At 41.4% G+C, this 16589-nt stretch carries 9 protein-coding genes; 2 read left to right on the forward strand and 7 right to left on the reverse strand.

The features are described 5' to 3' along the window. Window positions 1-2 precede the first annotated feature (2 nt). Window positions 3-878 carry an ABC transporter ATP-binding protein gene (locus J4E06_RS11070; protein WP_349523972.1) on the forward strand — a complete coding sequence of 292 codons (876 nt, stop codon included), beginning with the start codon at window positions 3-5 and terminating at the stop codon, window positions 876-878. Then, on the forward strand, window positions 875-4036 hold the full coding sequence (locus J4E06_RS11075; protein WP_349523973.1) for an ABC transporter permease/M1 family aminopeptidase: 3162 nt from the start codon (window positions 875-877) through the stop codon (window positions 4034-4036). Before J4E06_RS11070 ends, J4E06_RS11075 begins: the two co-directional genes overlap by 4 nt. A gap of 169 nt (window positions 4037-4205) precedes the next feature. Here J4E06_RS11075 and J4E06_RS11080 read toward each other — a convergent pair whose 3' ends face one another. The 7 genes from J4E06_RS11080 to J4E06_RS11110 form a co-directional block, all read right to left on the reverse strand. Then, window positions 4206-5642, reverse strand: coding sequence for an SLC13 family permease (locus J4E06_RS11080; protein WP_349523974.1), 1437 nt, complete (start codon window positions 5640-5642; stop codon window positions 4206-4208). Window positions 5643-5720: 78 nt separating this feature from the next. Further along, a complete protein-coding gene (locus tag J4E06_RS11085; RefSeq protein WP_349523975.1) occupies window positions 5721-8375 on the reverse strand; it encodes an exo-rhamnogalacturonan lyase family protein in 2655 nt (884 codons plus the stop codon). Between the two features lie 22 nt (window positions 8376-8397). Further along, the gene (locus tag J4E06_RS11090; RefSeq protein WP_349523976.1) at window positions 8398-9294 is read right to left on the reverse strand and encodes an ROK family protein; all 897 of its coding nucleotides are present in this window, start codon (window positions 9292-9294) and stop codon (window positions 8398-8400) included. Further along, entirely contained in the window at window positions 9243-10499 is a 1257-nt protein-coding gene (locus J4E06_RS11095; RefSeq protein ID WP_349523977.1) for an MFS transporter, read from the reverse strand. The genes J4E06_RS11090 and J4E06_RS11095 overlap by 52 nt, the downstream gene beginning before the upstream one ends. Window positions 10500-10548: 49 nt before the next feature. Beyond that, complete coding sequence (locus J4E06_RS11100) at window positions 10549-11436, reverse strand: PIG-L deacetylase family protein (RefSeq protein ID WP_349523978.1); 888 nt, start codon at window positions 11434-11436, stop codon at window positions 10549-10551. 209 nt (window positions 11437-11645) lie between these two features. Continuing rightward, window positions 11646-13025, reverse strand: a complete 1380-nt coding sequence (locus J4E06_RS11105) for a RagB/SusD family nutrient uptake outer membrane protein (protein WP_349523979.1) — start codon at window positions 13023-13025, stop codon at window positions 11646-11648. Between the two features lie 18 nt (window positions 13026-13043). After that, window positions 13044-16568: a TonB-dependent receptor gene (locus tag J4E06_RS11110; RefSeq protein ID WP_349523980.1), complete on the reverse strand. Its 3525-nt coding sequence runs from the start codon at window positions 16566-16568 to the stop codon at window positions 13044-13046. Window positions 16569-16589: the final 21 nt, after the last annotated feature.

Raw genomic sequence — 16589 nt, forward strand, 5'->3', positions numbered from 1 at the left:
CCATGAATACATTAAAAATTGATGATGTATCCCTTGTATACAGCAATGGGTACAAGGCGCTTACTGCCGTAAATCTAGAAATACAAAACGGAATATTTGGACTCTTGGGGCCTAATGGTGCTGGTAAATCCTCTTTAATGAAAACCATTGTTGGACTGCAAAAACCAACGGAAGGAAACATTAGTTTCAATGGTATCGACGTAGTAAAAAATCCGCTTGAAATTCAAAAATATTTGGGTTTTTTGCCCCAATACTTTGGTGTTTACCCCAAAGTGTCCGCTTATGACCTTTTGGAACATTTGGCCAAGTTGAAAGGGGTACAGGACAAGAAACAACGTCATGATCAAATCATGGGTCTTTTGGAAAAAGTGAATTTGACCGATGTTCGGAACAAAGAGGTACATACGTTTTCCGGTGGGATGAAACAACGTTTTGGGGTGGCACAAGCATTGCTGGGAGCTCCTAAGATTATAATTGTGGATGAACCCACCGCCGGATTGGATCCTGAAGAACGAAACCGGTTCAATACATTGCTGAGTGATATCAGCGAGGACATCATTATCATTTTATCCACCCATTTGGTGGAAGATGTACGGAACCTTTGCTCACAAATGGCCATTATTAAAAAAGGACAGGTGATTTCAAAAGGATCGCCCAGCGCCTATGTCCATCAGCTATCTGGTAAATTATGGAGCAAAGCGGTTACTCAACAGGAGCTGGAGAAAGTGGAATCCGATCATCAGATCATAAACAAGCGATTGGTTGAACGGGTGATGAACGTCACCGTTTTTGCCGAAGACAGGCCTGCTGGTTTTACGCCCACAGCCCCAAGTTTGGAACATGCCTATTTTGCCCATTTAAACACTACTGCACTGTGAGAACAATTTTCTTAAACGATTTAGAGACCATTGTACTGCAAAAAGCAACATACATTGCCCTGCTTCTTTTTGTGGGTGTCGGATTCATCGCCGGTTTTAAATTCAATATCTCGGTGGGTGATGAGCTTGCAGCCAATGCATCATATTCAGTGGGGTTTATGATCGGGCTACTGAGCCTTACCATCATCCTAATCGCAACTATCTTAGCTTTTTCGTTACTTTTCAAAGAACAAGATGCCAATTATGGTCTGATCGTTTTCTCCACCCCTATCAAGAAGAAAGTATTCGCTCTCGCGCGTTTCTGTTCGTTTTACCTATTTACTCTTTTTGGTTTTTCCATCTTGGTTGTCGGTTATACTATCGGGCTTCATTTAGCTCCAGGTACCCAGATGAACCCAAGTTTTGACCTCTGGCATTTTCTTTATCCATTTTTGATATTCGGGGCTGTAAATGCATTGGTAGTGTGCAGCATCCTGTTTTTTGTTGCACAAAGATTTAAGAACAAATTATTGGTCGCTATTTCGGGTTTATTGCTTTATGTGCTGTATATGATTGCTCTTATGTTCTCCAATGCACCCTTTATGGCACAGGCATTACCACAATCTTTAAGCGTGCAGCGTATTTCCGCCCTAGTGGATTTGTTTGGGCTATCTGGATACTTTTTTGAAGCAAAGGACCTCAATGTCCTTCAAAGGAACAATCAAGTTGTACCACTTTCCAACCTACTGCTCATCAACAGGACGGCTTTTACACTTTTCTCCTTGGTCGTGGTATATTTTGGGATGCGTTCCTTTTCATTTCTACCTCGATTTAAAAGGAAAACAAAAAAGCAGGTGAGCGGCTTAAAACGAAGCTATCCGCTGCAGCCTTATTCCACGGTGGCGACAGTATTCAACAATACATCAAAATGGCGAGCAATACTATCGTTCATCAAGGTTGATTCAACTTATTTGCTCAAAAGCATTGCTTTTGTCGCCATATCCATATTGCTGCTGTTTTATATAGGTGTAGAAATGTTCGATGATATCAACAAAGGAATCCGTCTACCCCAACTTTATGCCAGCTCCGGTCTTTTGGCACAAACTATAAATAGCTCCTTTTACGCTTTGGGAGCTTTGGTTATGGTTTATTTTGTTAACGATATCTTTTGGCGAAGCAAGGCCAGCGGGTTTTCCATAATTGAGAAAACAACCTACTATGCGACTTCAAAAAGTATTGGACATATGGGAAGCATTGCACTCCTGTTATTTTCCCTCACGGCAATAATGCTGATTGAAGCCATTGTTTTTCAGTTGGTCTTCCAGTTCCCTGTTTTTGATTGGGAAGCTTATTTTGGGGTATTCGTTTTTAACACCTTGCCCTTGTTGCTCTTTGCGCTGTTCTTACTTTTTATAAATACCGTTAGCAAGAACAAATCCATAGCATTGGGTGTTTCAATAGTATGTTTTTTGCTTCTCGCCACCCCCATTGCCAAAAGCATAATAGCTAATTCGTTGTTTCGCTTTTTCTCTGGATATCGAGGAACTTACAGCGACTTTTTAGGCTATGGTGCTTACCTATATCCCTTTCTTTGGCGATTGGCTTTTGGCTTTTCATTGATAGGGGCTGTATTTATCCTCTACAACTTCATAAAGCTTCCTTCCAAAAGGTTGTTTAACGTTTTTGGTATAGCCATTTGTACATTCCTTGCAGTCATAAGTGGCTTCTGGTACTTAGAAAATCATATTCCCAAAAAGGGAAAAGAGGAATTGGTTACAGAGCAGGTGTCATATGAAAAAAAGTATAGAAAATATCAAAACATACATCAACCGACAATCAAAAAAGTAAATACCAAAATTGATCTATATCCGGGTGAACAATCCTATACTATTAAAGGGGAATATGTCCTAAAAAATATGCAAACCGAACCAATTGATTCTATTTTGATAAGTATCCCGGAAGATTTTGAAATCAAATCAATCGCATATCAATACAAAAATGAAACCATTAAGGTTGAAGAAGCAATTTCGGAGCTACTTCTAAAACAACCTATTCAACCACAAGATTCTGCAAAACTGATTTTTGAAATCTCTTATAAATGGCATGCCATAAATGGCCACCATCCTTTTAATGCCATTGTTGAGGATGGATCATTTATGCGAATCAGCCGATACTTTCCGCAATTTGGGTATGATGAAGGAAAGGAACTAACTGACATAGCACTAAGAGAAAAAAATGGTTTGGGCAAAGTCACTGAACTACAAAGGTTGGAGGCAACAAAAGAAAACACAGATGATTCCATAGATCTTACTATGCAAATTTCAACACCAGAAAATCAAATCGCGGTAGGTACCGGAGATTTGAAAAAACAGTGGCAGCATGATGGAAGAAGTTATTATGAATACACCGCCAATTCCATTCCCTTCCGTTTTGCACTTTCTTCCGCGACATATCATGTAAAACGTTTTGAACATAATAATATTGACATACGGGTCTATCATCATCCATTGCACAAGAACAATGTTGAACACCTTATAGAAAATACCAAACTTACCTTGGACTACTGCACCGAGAATTTTGGTCCCTACCCCTTTACGACTATCAATTATTCTGAGGTATCTTCCTTTACACAAGGCTTTGCGGGAACTGCCTATCCTGGAACCATTTTTCTGACGGAGAACATGACCTTCAATGCCAACCTCGATGCAGGAGACAATCAGGACGTAGTAAACGAACTTGCGGGACATGAAGTTGCCCATTTTTGGTGGGGTACCAATCAAATTGTGCCTCACTATAGGGAAGGTTATTCCATGCTGACGGAAAGTTTGGCCATGTACGTCGAAATGATGATCTATAAAAAGATGTACGGAAAGGAAAAAATGAGGGAACGTTTGGCCATCCATCAACAAATTTATGATGCAGAAAAAGGGTTACATGAAAAAAAATCCCTACTTAAAGTGGCTCCGGGCGACACCTATTTGGCCTACTCAAAAGGCGCTTTGGTGTTTGTTGAGTTGAGTGAGCTTATTGGGGAACACCAATTGAACAGGGCCCTAAAAGCTTTTCTACAAAAAAACAGGTATCCAAATGCAAGACCAATAACTTTAGACTTATTAGAGGAGATACTTACAGTAAGTGATAAGTCAAATCATTCAAAAATCAAATCATTGTTCAAGTAATAATAATCCAAGGGCGGTCAGAACCAAAATGCCATATCCCGCTATTGTTGGCGGTTAATATACATCACGTAAAAACAGGATATCCCATGGGACATCTTCGTGTGAATTTTGGACTTTCCTAGTATAAATGCAACAAATCGAAGTTGTTAATTATCAACTGTATTCCACTTTAGACAAAATCCATGATTATCGGTAGAAAAAAATAAACAGCTAAGGCCATTATTATAATCGATAACATATTCATCAAGAAACCAGTGCGAACCATATCCGGTATGCGTAAATATCCCGAGCCAAAAACCACCGCATTGGGTGGTGTGGCCACGGGCAACATAAAAGCGCACGAAGCTGCCGAGGTACATGCCACCATCAATAAATATGGATTAATGCCCAAGGTAAGTGCCAATGGTGCCAACACGGGAAGCATCATTGCGGTTGTGGCCAAATTGGATGTTACCTCAGTTAAAAAATTGACGCAGGTAATGACCAGCAACAACAATACAAAAAGGGGCAGTCCATCAAAAAATGTCATTTGCCCTCCGAGATAGGTTGCCAGACCAGTGTCTTGAAAACCTTTGGCTATGGCCATTCCTCCTCCAAACAAGAGGATAATCCCCCACGGGATCCGAACTGCTTCGTTCCATTTTATAAGTGGTTCACCAGACCTGTTCGCAGGAATAATAAAAAGAACAATGGCCGATGCAATCGCAATTATGGTGTCATCAATATTTGGAATGAACTTCTGCAGCAAAAAAGATCGGGTTATCCAGCAAAAAGCTGTCAACACAAAAACCAACAAAACCATTTTCTCTTCCTTTCCCAAAGGTCCCAACTCTGCCAAGAGTCTAATGATTTCTTTTTTACCACCAGGAAATCTAGCCTTGCGCAAAGGGTATGCAATCCTAGTAAGGTACAGCCAGGCCAACACCAAAAGCACCGAAGCGACGGGCAAACCGAATTTCATCCATTGCCAAAAGCTTATGTCCACACCATATGTTTTTTGTACAAATCCGGCAAAAACCAAATTCGGAGGTGTACCGATCAAAGTGGCTATACCTCCAATTGAAGCCGCATAGGCTATCGCCAACATCAATAATTTACTAAAAACCTTGTTCTCATCTTCCGGAGTATCTGGATTATCCTTTAATTGTTTTACAATGGATATGGCCATGGGAAGTACCATTACCGTAGTTGCCGTATTGGAAATCCACATGGAAAGAAAGGCTGTGGCGACCATAAAACCAAGGACTATGGTATACATATTTGTTCCAATGGTTTTAATGATTTGGAGCGCAATTCTTTTGTGAAGATTCCATTTTTCTATGGTTATGGCCAATATAAATCCTCCCAAATAAAGAAAAACATATTTATGTCCATAACTAGCTGTTGTATCTCCCAGAGCAACGGCATCCAAAAGAGGAAATAACAGTATTGGAAGCAGTGCTGTAACGGCGATGGGAAGTACTTCAAAAACCCACCAAATTCCAATCCAACTGGTTGCCGCCAATATATCTCGACCTTCTTCCGAAAGGCCTTCCCCTTTAAAAAAGAAATGAATCAAAATAAATAGTAAAGGCCCTAGTACAAAACCAAATCGCTTATAAGACATATTGTTGCTGTTTAGTTATAGACAAAAAAGGGACAGTGAGCAAATGCCGCACCGTCCCTAATGGTAAGTAACCTAGATTTAGTCGTTATTTTCTTTATCCATCCAGTAGAGCAAATAAGGAATATTGTATGCATGAGTCCATCCAAACACACGTAGTCCTTGGTTGGTTTGCCAATTGGTAAAACGTTTCTTGCTCATCGGTAAGTTGGATATACTCAATAGATCTTCACTATAAGTTTCTGCATTTTCATATGCTTCCGGTGATTTTGGCAGTTCACCTATTTTTAGCATTTCCGCTCTAGCCAATGCTTCATTTAAATACACTTTTTCCCCACTTATTTCATATCCCAACAACAAAGGATAAATGGTGGCCAAATAAGATTCCATTTCATGGTTTAATGGAGGAACCTCCCTAACCCATCTAGCATGCTTCAACAATGCTTTTCTTACTTCCTCATCGCCTGTTATTTGCTGATATTTGTAAAGCCCTTGTGCCACATAGGTTTGACTGTATCCATATCTATCCAACAATAAATTACCACCTTGGCGTTCTTGGAACTCCAACATTAAACTAACCCTTTCATCCAATTCGTCTTTGTACTTCTGAAGCTTCGTGGCATCGTAGAGCTCAACCAAGTTCAATACAGAAAGATATAGCCTCCTGCCTCTTAAATCATGGTCTCCCCAAATACGTTTAATATAGGTGTCACCGGTCATTTTGGCGACTTCCAATGCCCTATGGTCGGCAGACAGATAATAATCGGCTATCCATCCTTGGATCCAAACATGGGCACTTAAAAGTGCGTACCAGTGTTCATTGGCATGCCTTCTTCCAATACCTAGGTAAGGGGTTGATTCGGGTTCATCTTCATAGTTCCAAAAATCGATAGCATCATTGACCTCACCATAATAGGTTCGCTTTTTAGGCCAATGAATGTTGTCTACATCCATGGTATGCCTACTCATTGCTTGGGCCAATTTAAAGTACTTCGGGTCTCCCGTGCGCATAAAGTTGGTCCATAGCATAAAATCGACCGTGGGCTCGTTGTTGGTCCATTGCACCCATCTGCCATCGAAAAAGTAACTTTTGCCGTCGCCATAATCGAACATGCCATACCATGGCTCGTTCTTTTGATTGTAAGCCCACCATTGGTATCTGTATTGTAATGCATTTTCAAACTCAGGGTAGGTTTTGGAGACCGGTGCCATGTTCCCATAAACTTTTGAGTTGGTGTACCACTCTGGGGAGGCATGTGCGACCGGACTTTCGATAACGTATTCCATTTTTTCTCCTACGGATTCCGTAGCATCATTATCATGGAAATAATAGACAAACTCCGTGGTCTTTGTGATACCTTGTGCAAAATTGTCAAGCATACCTCCATCCGGTTCGGTATTGTGCCTGGCAAAGTTCATTGGGCCATTTTCTTTCGGCCATATACTTCCTAAAAGCGTATTTTTGGCGGGGTCTACCTCTATTCCTTTTGGGTATTCTTTCATAAAATTCTTTATACCAAGACCCACGCCTCTTTTTCCATCGGTCACGTTGACCCAACCTTTGGCTCTTTGCGTCTGGGCCACATTGGCTTCACCTTTAGATACAGTTGCCCTAAAATCCATATCCTTTTCGGACTCGGTGTTTTCACCTTTCTTATCGAAGTTGTTAAGGTAAAGGCTTCTTAAACTTGTGGTTTTGCGTCTATCCGGTCCCTTTTGCAATAATTGAATCGGTGTTTCACCATTTGCGGCAACTTCCTCCATTACCGTATTTGCCTGATCGTTTTTCCAAGAGCCTTCATAAAGGGGCATTGAAACGTTCACATTATCATCCAAATGATATTTTAATTGAAGGCCAATACCTGCAATTTGATCATTGGGTTGTGTCCACCCCATATCGTCCTCTGTGTTCTCCGTAATGATTTTCTTGTTCTGGGTTGCAATATTGGCATGTTGGCCTTCTTGTCGTTTATGTTTGTCCGGTATGCCTGTATATGTCATGGTATGCAATACTTTTATATAGCTCTTACCTGCATAGGCATGCAACCAAATGGTAAATGGCGATAAATTATTGTCTTCCCTGCTATAGGTATACGTTCCCTCTATGCGAAATATGGAATGCATAGGGCCAGATCCCTTTTCCCTAAAAACCTCGTTGATTACAGCTTTGGAGGCATCAATGCCGGAATCGTCCAAAAGATCAAAGAAAGAACCTCTATTTTTTTCCGGTGAGGAGCCAATGAGTTCTTCCTCCGTAAATTCTCCATCCTTATTTGAGTCCAAGAAAACCTCGTCCAAAAAGCCATTTCCTTTTTTATGGATAGAAAAAGATAATGGTCCGGTATTAACATCAATTCCACCTTGGGGTCTCATATTATTCGTAGAAACGACCTTTTTTTCTGGTAGAATGGGCACAACACCATCACCATACTCCAGTACATAGTCCTTGGTATCTTCGGAAAAGAAGAATACCCAAACCCATTTGATGCTGTCATCCGTTGGTCCCCAATTGCTTACCTCCGTGGTTTGGCATGGGATTTCCCTACCATCGGATGTTAATAAACGTAGGTGGTCCACGGAATATAATTCTCCCTTTGCAAAGGGTATCCCTAAAGTAATGGGGGCACCCTTTTTATTGTCCTCTACGGTAATGCTCATCTGTTTCCCTGTCTCCGTGGGCCGTGAACAGGATTTGAGCAGACAACATGCTAGCAACACTGTTATTATTATTCTCATTTGTGTAGTAAGGTTATTCATTTTACAGACATAGTGCAGCTGCACCCAAAATGGGTGAATCCACCAAATCTGATGTTTCTATTTTAAAATTTTCCAATTGTTTTTGATAAGCAAACGAATCGATAGCCTCTTGCAACGAGGCTTTAAAAAATGGATAGGCATTGCTTATGGACCCACCAAGTATTATAGATTCTGGAGCAAATAAATAGAGAATGGCCTTTAAGGCTTCCCCCAAGTGCACCCCATAGTGTCTGAAGGCGGACAAGGCAGTTTCATTGTTATCCAATGCTTTTTGATAAAGGACTTTGGCAGACTCTCCATATTCCTCTTCAAAAAAGAAGCTTCCCGCATATTGTTCCAGAATTCCATTTTTGTAGGGAAGCATTCCAACTTCACCTGCGCCGGACAAAACCCCATTGTACAACTTATTGTCTATTATAATTCCCATGCCGAGTCCCGTACCTAAAGAAAGTGCCACACAATTGGTGTATTGCTTTGCTTTTCCAAAATGCTTTTCGCCAAGCGCAAAACAATTGGCATCATTGTTTAAATACACGGGCACATTGAATTGTTTTTGCACAAGCTCTTTTAATGGGACTTTTTTCCATGAGGGGATGTTTTGTACATCATACACAACACCGGAATCCGGGTCAACTACGGCAGGAACTCCTATCCCTATAGCTTCAACGGTGTCCATCATTACCTCGTCAATGGTCTTACATAGTTTCGAAAGGGAAGTTTCCTCGGAATCATCCGGATTTACTTTGGAAAGACTGCTTTGCACCACATCCTTTCCCAAAACCCTTCCCGTTTTGATCTTGGTACCTCCTATATCAACCCCTAAAACCGTTTTACTTGTTTTATCCACTAGTCCTTCTTTAAGCTTATGGTCTTGTTGTTCACCAAAGGTTTGGCCCAAAATCCTATGGATAGGATGAAAATCAAGGGTATAATCAAAAAGAACATCCCTGATTTCAATGACATCAATTCGCCCAAACCTCCCACTATAAATGGAATTACAGCACCTCCGGCAATACCGGTACAAAGTATACCTGACAATGACCCATGATGTTCTTTGACAGAGTTAAGGGCCAAAGAAAATATGATGGAGTACATCACCGAAATGAAGAATCCTACCGCTGGGAAACCTATCAACGCCATTTGTGCCGAGCCGGTAAGCGCCAGAACGAGGCTAACAATTGTTATGGATGTGGCGAAAATCAATAATCCTCGACTATCCATAAACTTTAAGAGCAATAATCCCAGCAGACACCCCACGGTCAACATGGCCCAAAAATAGGATACGGTATCCGCTCCCACGGTTTGTGGGTCAAGCCCATGATATTGGCTCAAAAACTGTGAAATCCAGTTTCCGACACCTTGCTCGGCACCTACATAACAAAAGATGCCCAGGAAATAGAGAATAGTCCATTTGTTCTTTAATAAATCCCAATACGAACTGGTATCACCGGCTTTTTCTTCTTCGGTTTTTTCAAACTTGGGATACTTGGTCAAAAAAACATAGAAAAACAATATCAGAGAAATTGCTGCGAACACAATGTACAATGAAGCCCAAGGTAAATCTTGTGGCACCCATCCGCGCAACGTTTCCGCAAATGTATCCCTACTGTTATCCTTACTGACCAAATATTTGTACAAATAAGGACTTAGGAACGAGGCTGCCCCAAAAACCAATTGCGCCAGTACGGAGTTGAACGCAAAATGTTCTTCCCCCCCTGCAACTCGCAACATTGGGTTAATAATTACCTGAAGCACGGCCATACAGCAACCCAATACAAACAAAGTGATGCTAAAAACACCGTATTGCGGCAATAATGCAAAACCCAGGGAAGCAAGCGCCATGACCAAGAATGAAACTGATAGCAATGTCTTTTCGCTATACTTTTCAGATAAAAAGCCTGCCGGTATGGACATGATGCCATATGCTATAAAGAAAGTGAACGGCAATAGGCCTGTTAAAGTAAGGCTCAGGTCAAAGCTATCCTTAATATCCACTATAATGGAGTTAAGTATATTGGTAATGAAGGATATCACAAAAAATACAATCATTACCAAACCGATAATGTGAATGTATCTTTTGGTCGAGGGCTTGCTGGTCTCCATAGTTAATTGGTTGGTTATTTAAATTTGGATGCTACCTGGGTTGGTTATTTTATTTAGCGCCCAACATGGGAAACATTTCTTTTATTTCCTCATCTGTGGGTTGTTTACCATACTCACATATTTCAAAGAACTCAACTTGACTCACTTTTGAAACATCTACACTTGGATACCATTTCTTAACTGCTTCCAAAGTGCTGGCATCAGGTTTTCTGTTCATCCACCTTTCTTTTAACCATGCCAATCTTTCCGTTTCTCCGGTAGGAATTGTTGAAAGGTCGACCCCTCTGGTCCATGGCAACCATTCGAACATTTGTGAATCGTGCGCCGCCAATCCTTTTACTTTGGTATCGATTACATCATCAACTATGACAGCGATATCCTTTTGGAAGGGATATGGCTTCTTAAAATGATCGCTCATATATAGAAACACTGGATTCTTTTCCAAGGGTGGAGTATCTGGAGCCACATTTGGCACGATATTCATGTAAGCTGCATCTTGTACCACTGAACCTGCATTTCTGTGATCCGGGTGATAATCGTTAGGTCTTAGTCCCAAAACAATATCAGCATCCCAATCCCGTATGCGTCGGATGACTTCCAATCGGACATTTAAGGTCGGAAACAATTCTCCATCGTGATTATCCAAAACTTCATATTCGGCTATACCCAATGCTTTTGCAGCATCTTTGGCCTCTTGCCTACGCTTTTTGGCCAATACGCCACCACCCATTTCATGATGCCCAGCATCTCCATTGGTCAATGCAAGGAATTTTACGTTGTGACCCATTTTGGCAAACAAGGCAGCCGTTCCCCCAAACTTGGAATCACAGTCATCTGGATGTGCCCCTATGGCCAAAATATTCAAGACTTTTTTCTGTTGGGCCTGAATTGTTGTAAATGCAAAACATAAACAAACGGCCATAATTAACTTTCTCATTTTCTATTTGATATTTAATTCATTAAAATTTTACAATTCCATCTCTGGTCACCTCTATTGAAGCAACAGTATTTTAATTTTATCTTCATTCAATTTGTTATGAGCTATTGATCCATAGTGATAAGTAGGTAATCCATGGTTTGGGAACTGATCAATCGAACTAACTTAATGAATGAAAACAGAATCTCGTTAAAAATTAATTGAACTTCCTAGTTCTGAACAAAGTTCGGGTTGATGTCCATCTCCCTTTGTGGGATAAAGAAATACTCCTTGGTACTGGTTATAAAGTCTTCTGCCTCGATAACTTTACCAACGGCGCCAAATCGCTTTAAGTCTGGCCATCTGTGGTTTTCGAAAGCAAGTTCAACTCTTCTTTCCTGAAGTAATTTGTCTTCAAAAGTACCCGGTGTTGAAGCATCGATATCTGGTAATCCAGCCCTGTTCCTTACTTCATTGATCAGGTCATAACTTTCGGGTGTCTCACCTAAAGCCTCCGCCAACATCAGCAGTACATCTGCGTAACGAAGTACCACAAAGTTGATATCGGAATCGTTTTCAATTGCTAAATCGGATTGATACTTTTTTACATATCGTTGTTCAACGACTTCACCTTCAAGGTTCATATAGGTGTCTCCCATAGACACATCATATCTTTCATCCCCATCTTCGTAGGCTTCCATCATGGACACTGTTGGTCGGTTTCTTCCAAAACCTGAACCGGTCTGCAAATCTGTGCTTGGTGAAAAGTCATTGGTAAAAAGGCTTCCTTGACCTATACCTCCACTGATATACTGAACCTCAAAAATGGACTCGGCATTGTTCTCGTTGGCAACACCCCATAGGTCTGAATAATTGGGCAACAGCTCATAACCGTAGTTGGCTATGATTCGCCTAAGAACAGTTGCCGCTTCGGAATTGTTATCCAAAGTCAACAACACCTTGGCCAATAAGGCAGCTGCTGCTCCTTTTGTGGCCTTACCAACCTGACTTCCCGAATATGACACCGGAAGGTTTTCCTCTGCTGTTGTTAAATCGGTAACCAATTGTTGCAATACCGTGTTTTCGTCAACCTGCACAAGTTCGTCTCCGGAATCAAAGGATGTAAGCTGTAAAGGGATATTCCCAAATCCGATTGCCAAATGGTAGTACATCAAAGAACGGATAAACAAAGCTTCGCCAGTTACTTGATTCTTTAGTGACGCCTCCATTTCAACATTTGGAATACGATCCAAAATTACATTGCAATTGGCAATAACTCGGTAGGACTCGCTCCAAGCAGCGGTAACCTGCTCGTTGAGAGCATCCTCGGTAAAAGCGTTGATTTCGGTGTATTGTCGCGCCAATCCGGTTGCATCGGGGCCTTGATCTGTATTATCGCCCCTCATCTCGAACATGGTCCAGTATCCACGGCCGTAAACTCCAGTACTTTGCAGTCCAGCATAACTGGCATTTATGGCCACTTCGAAATCTTCGGGAGCATTGTAAAAATCTGCCTCGTTTCTGTTGGAAATAGGCGCGAGATCTGTAAAGTCTTCACTACACCCGGCAAATAGGGCCGTGCATAGTATTGTATATAGAATTCGTTTCATTTTATTCCGTTTTTTAGGTTAGAATTTTAGGTTTATCCCCAAGGTGAAGGATTTGGTCAATGGAAATGCTCCATAATCCTCCCCAGGTGTTAAACTATTCGTGGTAATGCTACTAACCTCTGGATTATAACCTAAATAATCGGTAATGGTAAAGAGGTTTGTTCCCGTAACATAGAACCTAAGTTTCTGAATTTTGCTTCCAAAAAAGTTATCGGTGGGCAAGGTGTACCCCAAGGTCACATTTCTTAGTCTTACATAGGAACCGTCCTCAACTTGAAAAGAAGAAGGCCTGTTGTTGTTCCCATGGTTTCCCGTTTGCCTATCAGCTCTTGGTATATATCCATTTCCCGGTTCTGAAGGTGACCTCCAACGTTCGTTGAAAATGGCATAAGAATTAAAGTTACCTTCTCCATTCTTCATATGTCTAGAAGTCAGGTTAAGTATCTCGTTGCCTTCAACTCCCTGTATCAAAAAGCTGAAATCAATGTTTTTAAAAGTCAACCTATTGTTGATCCCCCAATTAAAGTCTGGAAAGTAACTCCCTGTAACCGTCCTGTCATCCGGGGTTATTTCACCATCACCGTCAATATCCTTAAACCTAATATCTCCAGGAGCTGGATCGGGAGCCTGAGTATCAAAGGGAGCATTATCAATTTCCTCTTGGGATTGATAGATACCGTCCGTAACGTAGCCATAGTAGCTACCTATGGGATCACCGACCCGTGTTACATGTCTAACACCAGCACTACCAGAGGAAAAAATAGGCTCATTGCTTTCATTTAAGGAAAGTACTTCATTTTTGTTGGTGGAAAAGTTAATGTCCGTGTTCCAGGTAAAGTCTTCCCCTACAAAGTTTTTGGTGCTCAAAGCAAGTTCAAAACCTTTGTTTTGTACTTCCCCAAGGTTTCTTAGCTGGGTTTCGAACCCAGAGACTGAAGAAATAGCTACGTTAAGCAATAAATCCTTTGTTTTGGTATCGTAGTAATCCGCCAAAAGGAAGACCCTGTTATTGAATAGCCCTAGCTCAATACCTACATCGACCATTTCGGATTTTTCCCAAGTAAGGTTGGGATTTGGAATGGTGCTTTGCACAAGCCCGTTGATTTGATTTCCTCCAAGGTTATAATTCTGTGGCGACAATAAGCCTACGGCTCCATAATTTGGAATTTCAAAGTTACCGGTTTGACCCCAGCTGACCCGTAGTTTAAGCTCGGATATAGTTTCTGAGTCAACCAAAAACTTCTCTTCGTTCAATCTCCATCCCAATGAAAAGGATGGGAAATATCCCGTTTGATTATTCTTTCCAAATCGCGAGGATTTATCGGAACGGAATGTTCCCGTAAACAAGTATTTATCTTTGTAGCTATAGTTTACCCTTAATAGAGATGATAACAGGGACCACTGTTCTTTAACGGACGTTCCCCCGAACACCTGACCCCCGCTTACCGTTGGTACCAGGTCATCCGGGTAATTGTTGGCCAATACTTGCTTTAGCGTAAGGTTGTCCTTCTGTGCCATATAACCTAAAACTGCATCTATATAGTGATCTCCAAACTCTTTTTTCCAGTTAAGGGTATTTTCCCAAAGCCAGTTGGTTTCTGTGGATGAGGATGCTTGTCCATATGGATTACCATCGGCATTGTTTCTGTACAACAGTGTACTTGATCTATAGAAGTCTTGATTGTATACATTGATGTATACACCGCCAAAAGTCTTGAAACTCAATTCTGGGGTAATGTCATAGGTCAAAGCAAGATTCCCCCTTGTTTGGAATTGAAAAATTTGATCATCAACTGCCTCGATAATCGCCAATGGGTTACTAGCTGTAGTGGTACCCCCACCCAAATAGGATTGGTTGTTCAACTGGTTGATGGTTCCATCGGGGTTATAAGGACTTACTGTTGGAGAGTGCACCAAACCGGAATACACAATTCCCGGAGGGGTTGCAAAATATGGTGCCGATGCGGGCACTCTTTGATTTTCCGTAACCGTCGGAGCCAATCTTAGATCCAAGTTCAATTTTTCGGTCAATTGAGAATTTAAATTCAGTAGTACCGAATAACGCTCAAACTTTGCTTTGTCTATCACACCTGTTTGAGAAAAATATCCCGTGGATGCGTAGAAGCTTGTTTTGTTTCGAACTGGTGATGCGTAGGAAAAATTATAGCTCTGTACTATTCCTGTCTTAAAAATAAGGTCTTGCCAATCCGTGTCTGTTCCATCCCAGTTCAAAAAGGACTCAGGAATTTCATAATTGGTGTCACCTCTATCACCTGGGCCTATTGGATCGTCAATGGAAGCTCCATCAACGGATTGCAAATAGTTATTGTTCCTGGCGTCCGTTGTAAAATCGATCAATTCTTGTGCATTCATCAAATCTATTTTATTCGCAACAGATTGCATGCTTACAAAAGAATCAAAGGAAAAAACGCCTTCATCGCCATTCGAACCTTTTTTTGTGGTGATCAAAAGAACTCCGTTACCACCACGGGAACCGTATATGGCCGCTGCACTTGCATCCTTTAAAACCTGAATGGACTCAATGTCATTGGGATTCAAGGTAGCCAAAGGGTTAATTGTTGGTGGCTGAAAAGTACCGCGACGGTTAGCCACACCGCCCAACTGGTTGGAGGATGTAAGGTTTCGGGAAATTGGAATTCCATCAACAACAAACAAGGGGTCATTACCGGCGGAGATTGAACCAGAGCCCCTAACTCGAATATTGGGAGCTGCTCCTGGCTCACCTGATACTTCTTGTACCTGAACACCGGCAACTTGACCGATAAGTGCACCTTCCGGAGATAATGACGGTACTTCCGTAATGGTCTCTGGAGAAATTGAAACCACAGAGCCCGTTACCTTTTTCTTGGCCAAAGTACCGTACCCCACGACCACAACTTCTTCGAGGGCAGCAGCATCCTGTTCCATGTTAATGGTAACCGAAGTCTGTCCCGCTACGTTTACCTCCTTGGCTTTATATCCGATATAGGTAACTTGGATAACAGTGACACCGGATGGCAAGGTAATCTCAAAATTTCCATCAAAATCCGTGGTAGCACCCTCAGTGGTTCCTTTGGCTATGATTGTTGCACCAGCAAGGGGTATACCCGCCTGATCCAAAACAATCCCGGTTAAATTGGATTGAGGGTTCTCTGCATTGATTTTCTTTTGTGGAACCAAACTTGGCAAAGATTCATGCCGCTTTTTGACCACTATTTGTCGTGCGATTATTTCAAAGGATAAATCGGTACCCTTAAAAACCTCTTTTAAGAAATCTTGGATACATAAATTTTCTCTGTTAACGGTAACCTTTCTTTCAATATCGACCTCAGTGGCTTCATAAAAAAATTTGTAGCCGGTCGACTTGGTAATGGTTTCAAATACATCACCCAACTTGGTTTGGTTGAAGCGCTTCTCAACCTTATCATATTGCGCACAAGATGCAGCATTTACCTGACCAAGCATAAACAGCAGGAAAAATCCATACAGTAATCTTTTGCCCAGCCTTGGTGCCACAGCACGTATAGTTTTGGTTTTTTTCATAATTGAATAAGTCTAGTTAGT

This window comes from Allomuricauda sp. NFXS6 (assembly GCF_040148835.1).
Taxonomy (GTDB): Bacteria; Bacteroidota; Bacteroidia; order Flavobacteriales; family Flavobacteriaceae; genus Flagellimonas.

What these genes read in the sequence shown, in the direction of transcription:
- J4E06_RS11070 (WP_349523972.1), top strand. Translation starts at nt 3, where the DNA reads ATGAATACATTAAAAATTGATGATGTATCCCTTGTATACAGCAATGGG.
- J4E06_RS11080 (WP_349523974.1), bottom strand. Translation starts at nt 5,642, where the DNA reads ATGTCTTATAAGCGATTTGGTTTTGTACTAGGGCCTTTACTATTTATT.
- J4E06_RS11085 (WP_349523975.1), bottom strand. Translation starts at nt 8,375, where the DNA reads ATGAGAATAATAATAACAGTGTTGCTAGCATGTTGTCTGCTCAAATCC.
- J4E06_RS11095 (WP_349523977.1), bottom strand. Translation starts at nt 10,499, where the DNA reads ATGGAGACCAGCAAGCCCTCGACCAAAAGATACATTCACATTATCGGT.
- J4E06_RS11100 (WP_349523978.1), bottom strand. Translation starts at nt 11,436, where the DNA reads ATGAGAAAGTTAATTATGGCCGTTTGTTTATGTTTTGCATTTACAACA.
- J4E06_RS11105 (WP_349523979.1), bottom strand. Translation starts at nt 13,025, where the DNA reads ATGAAACGAATTCTATATACAATACTATGCACGGCCCTATTTGCCGGG.
- J4E06_RS11110 (WP_349523980.1), bottom strand. Translation starts at nt 16,568, where the DNA reads ATGAAAAAAACCAAAACTATACGTGCTGTGGCACCAAGGCTGGGCAAA.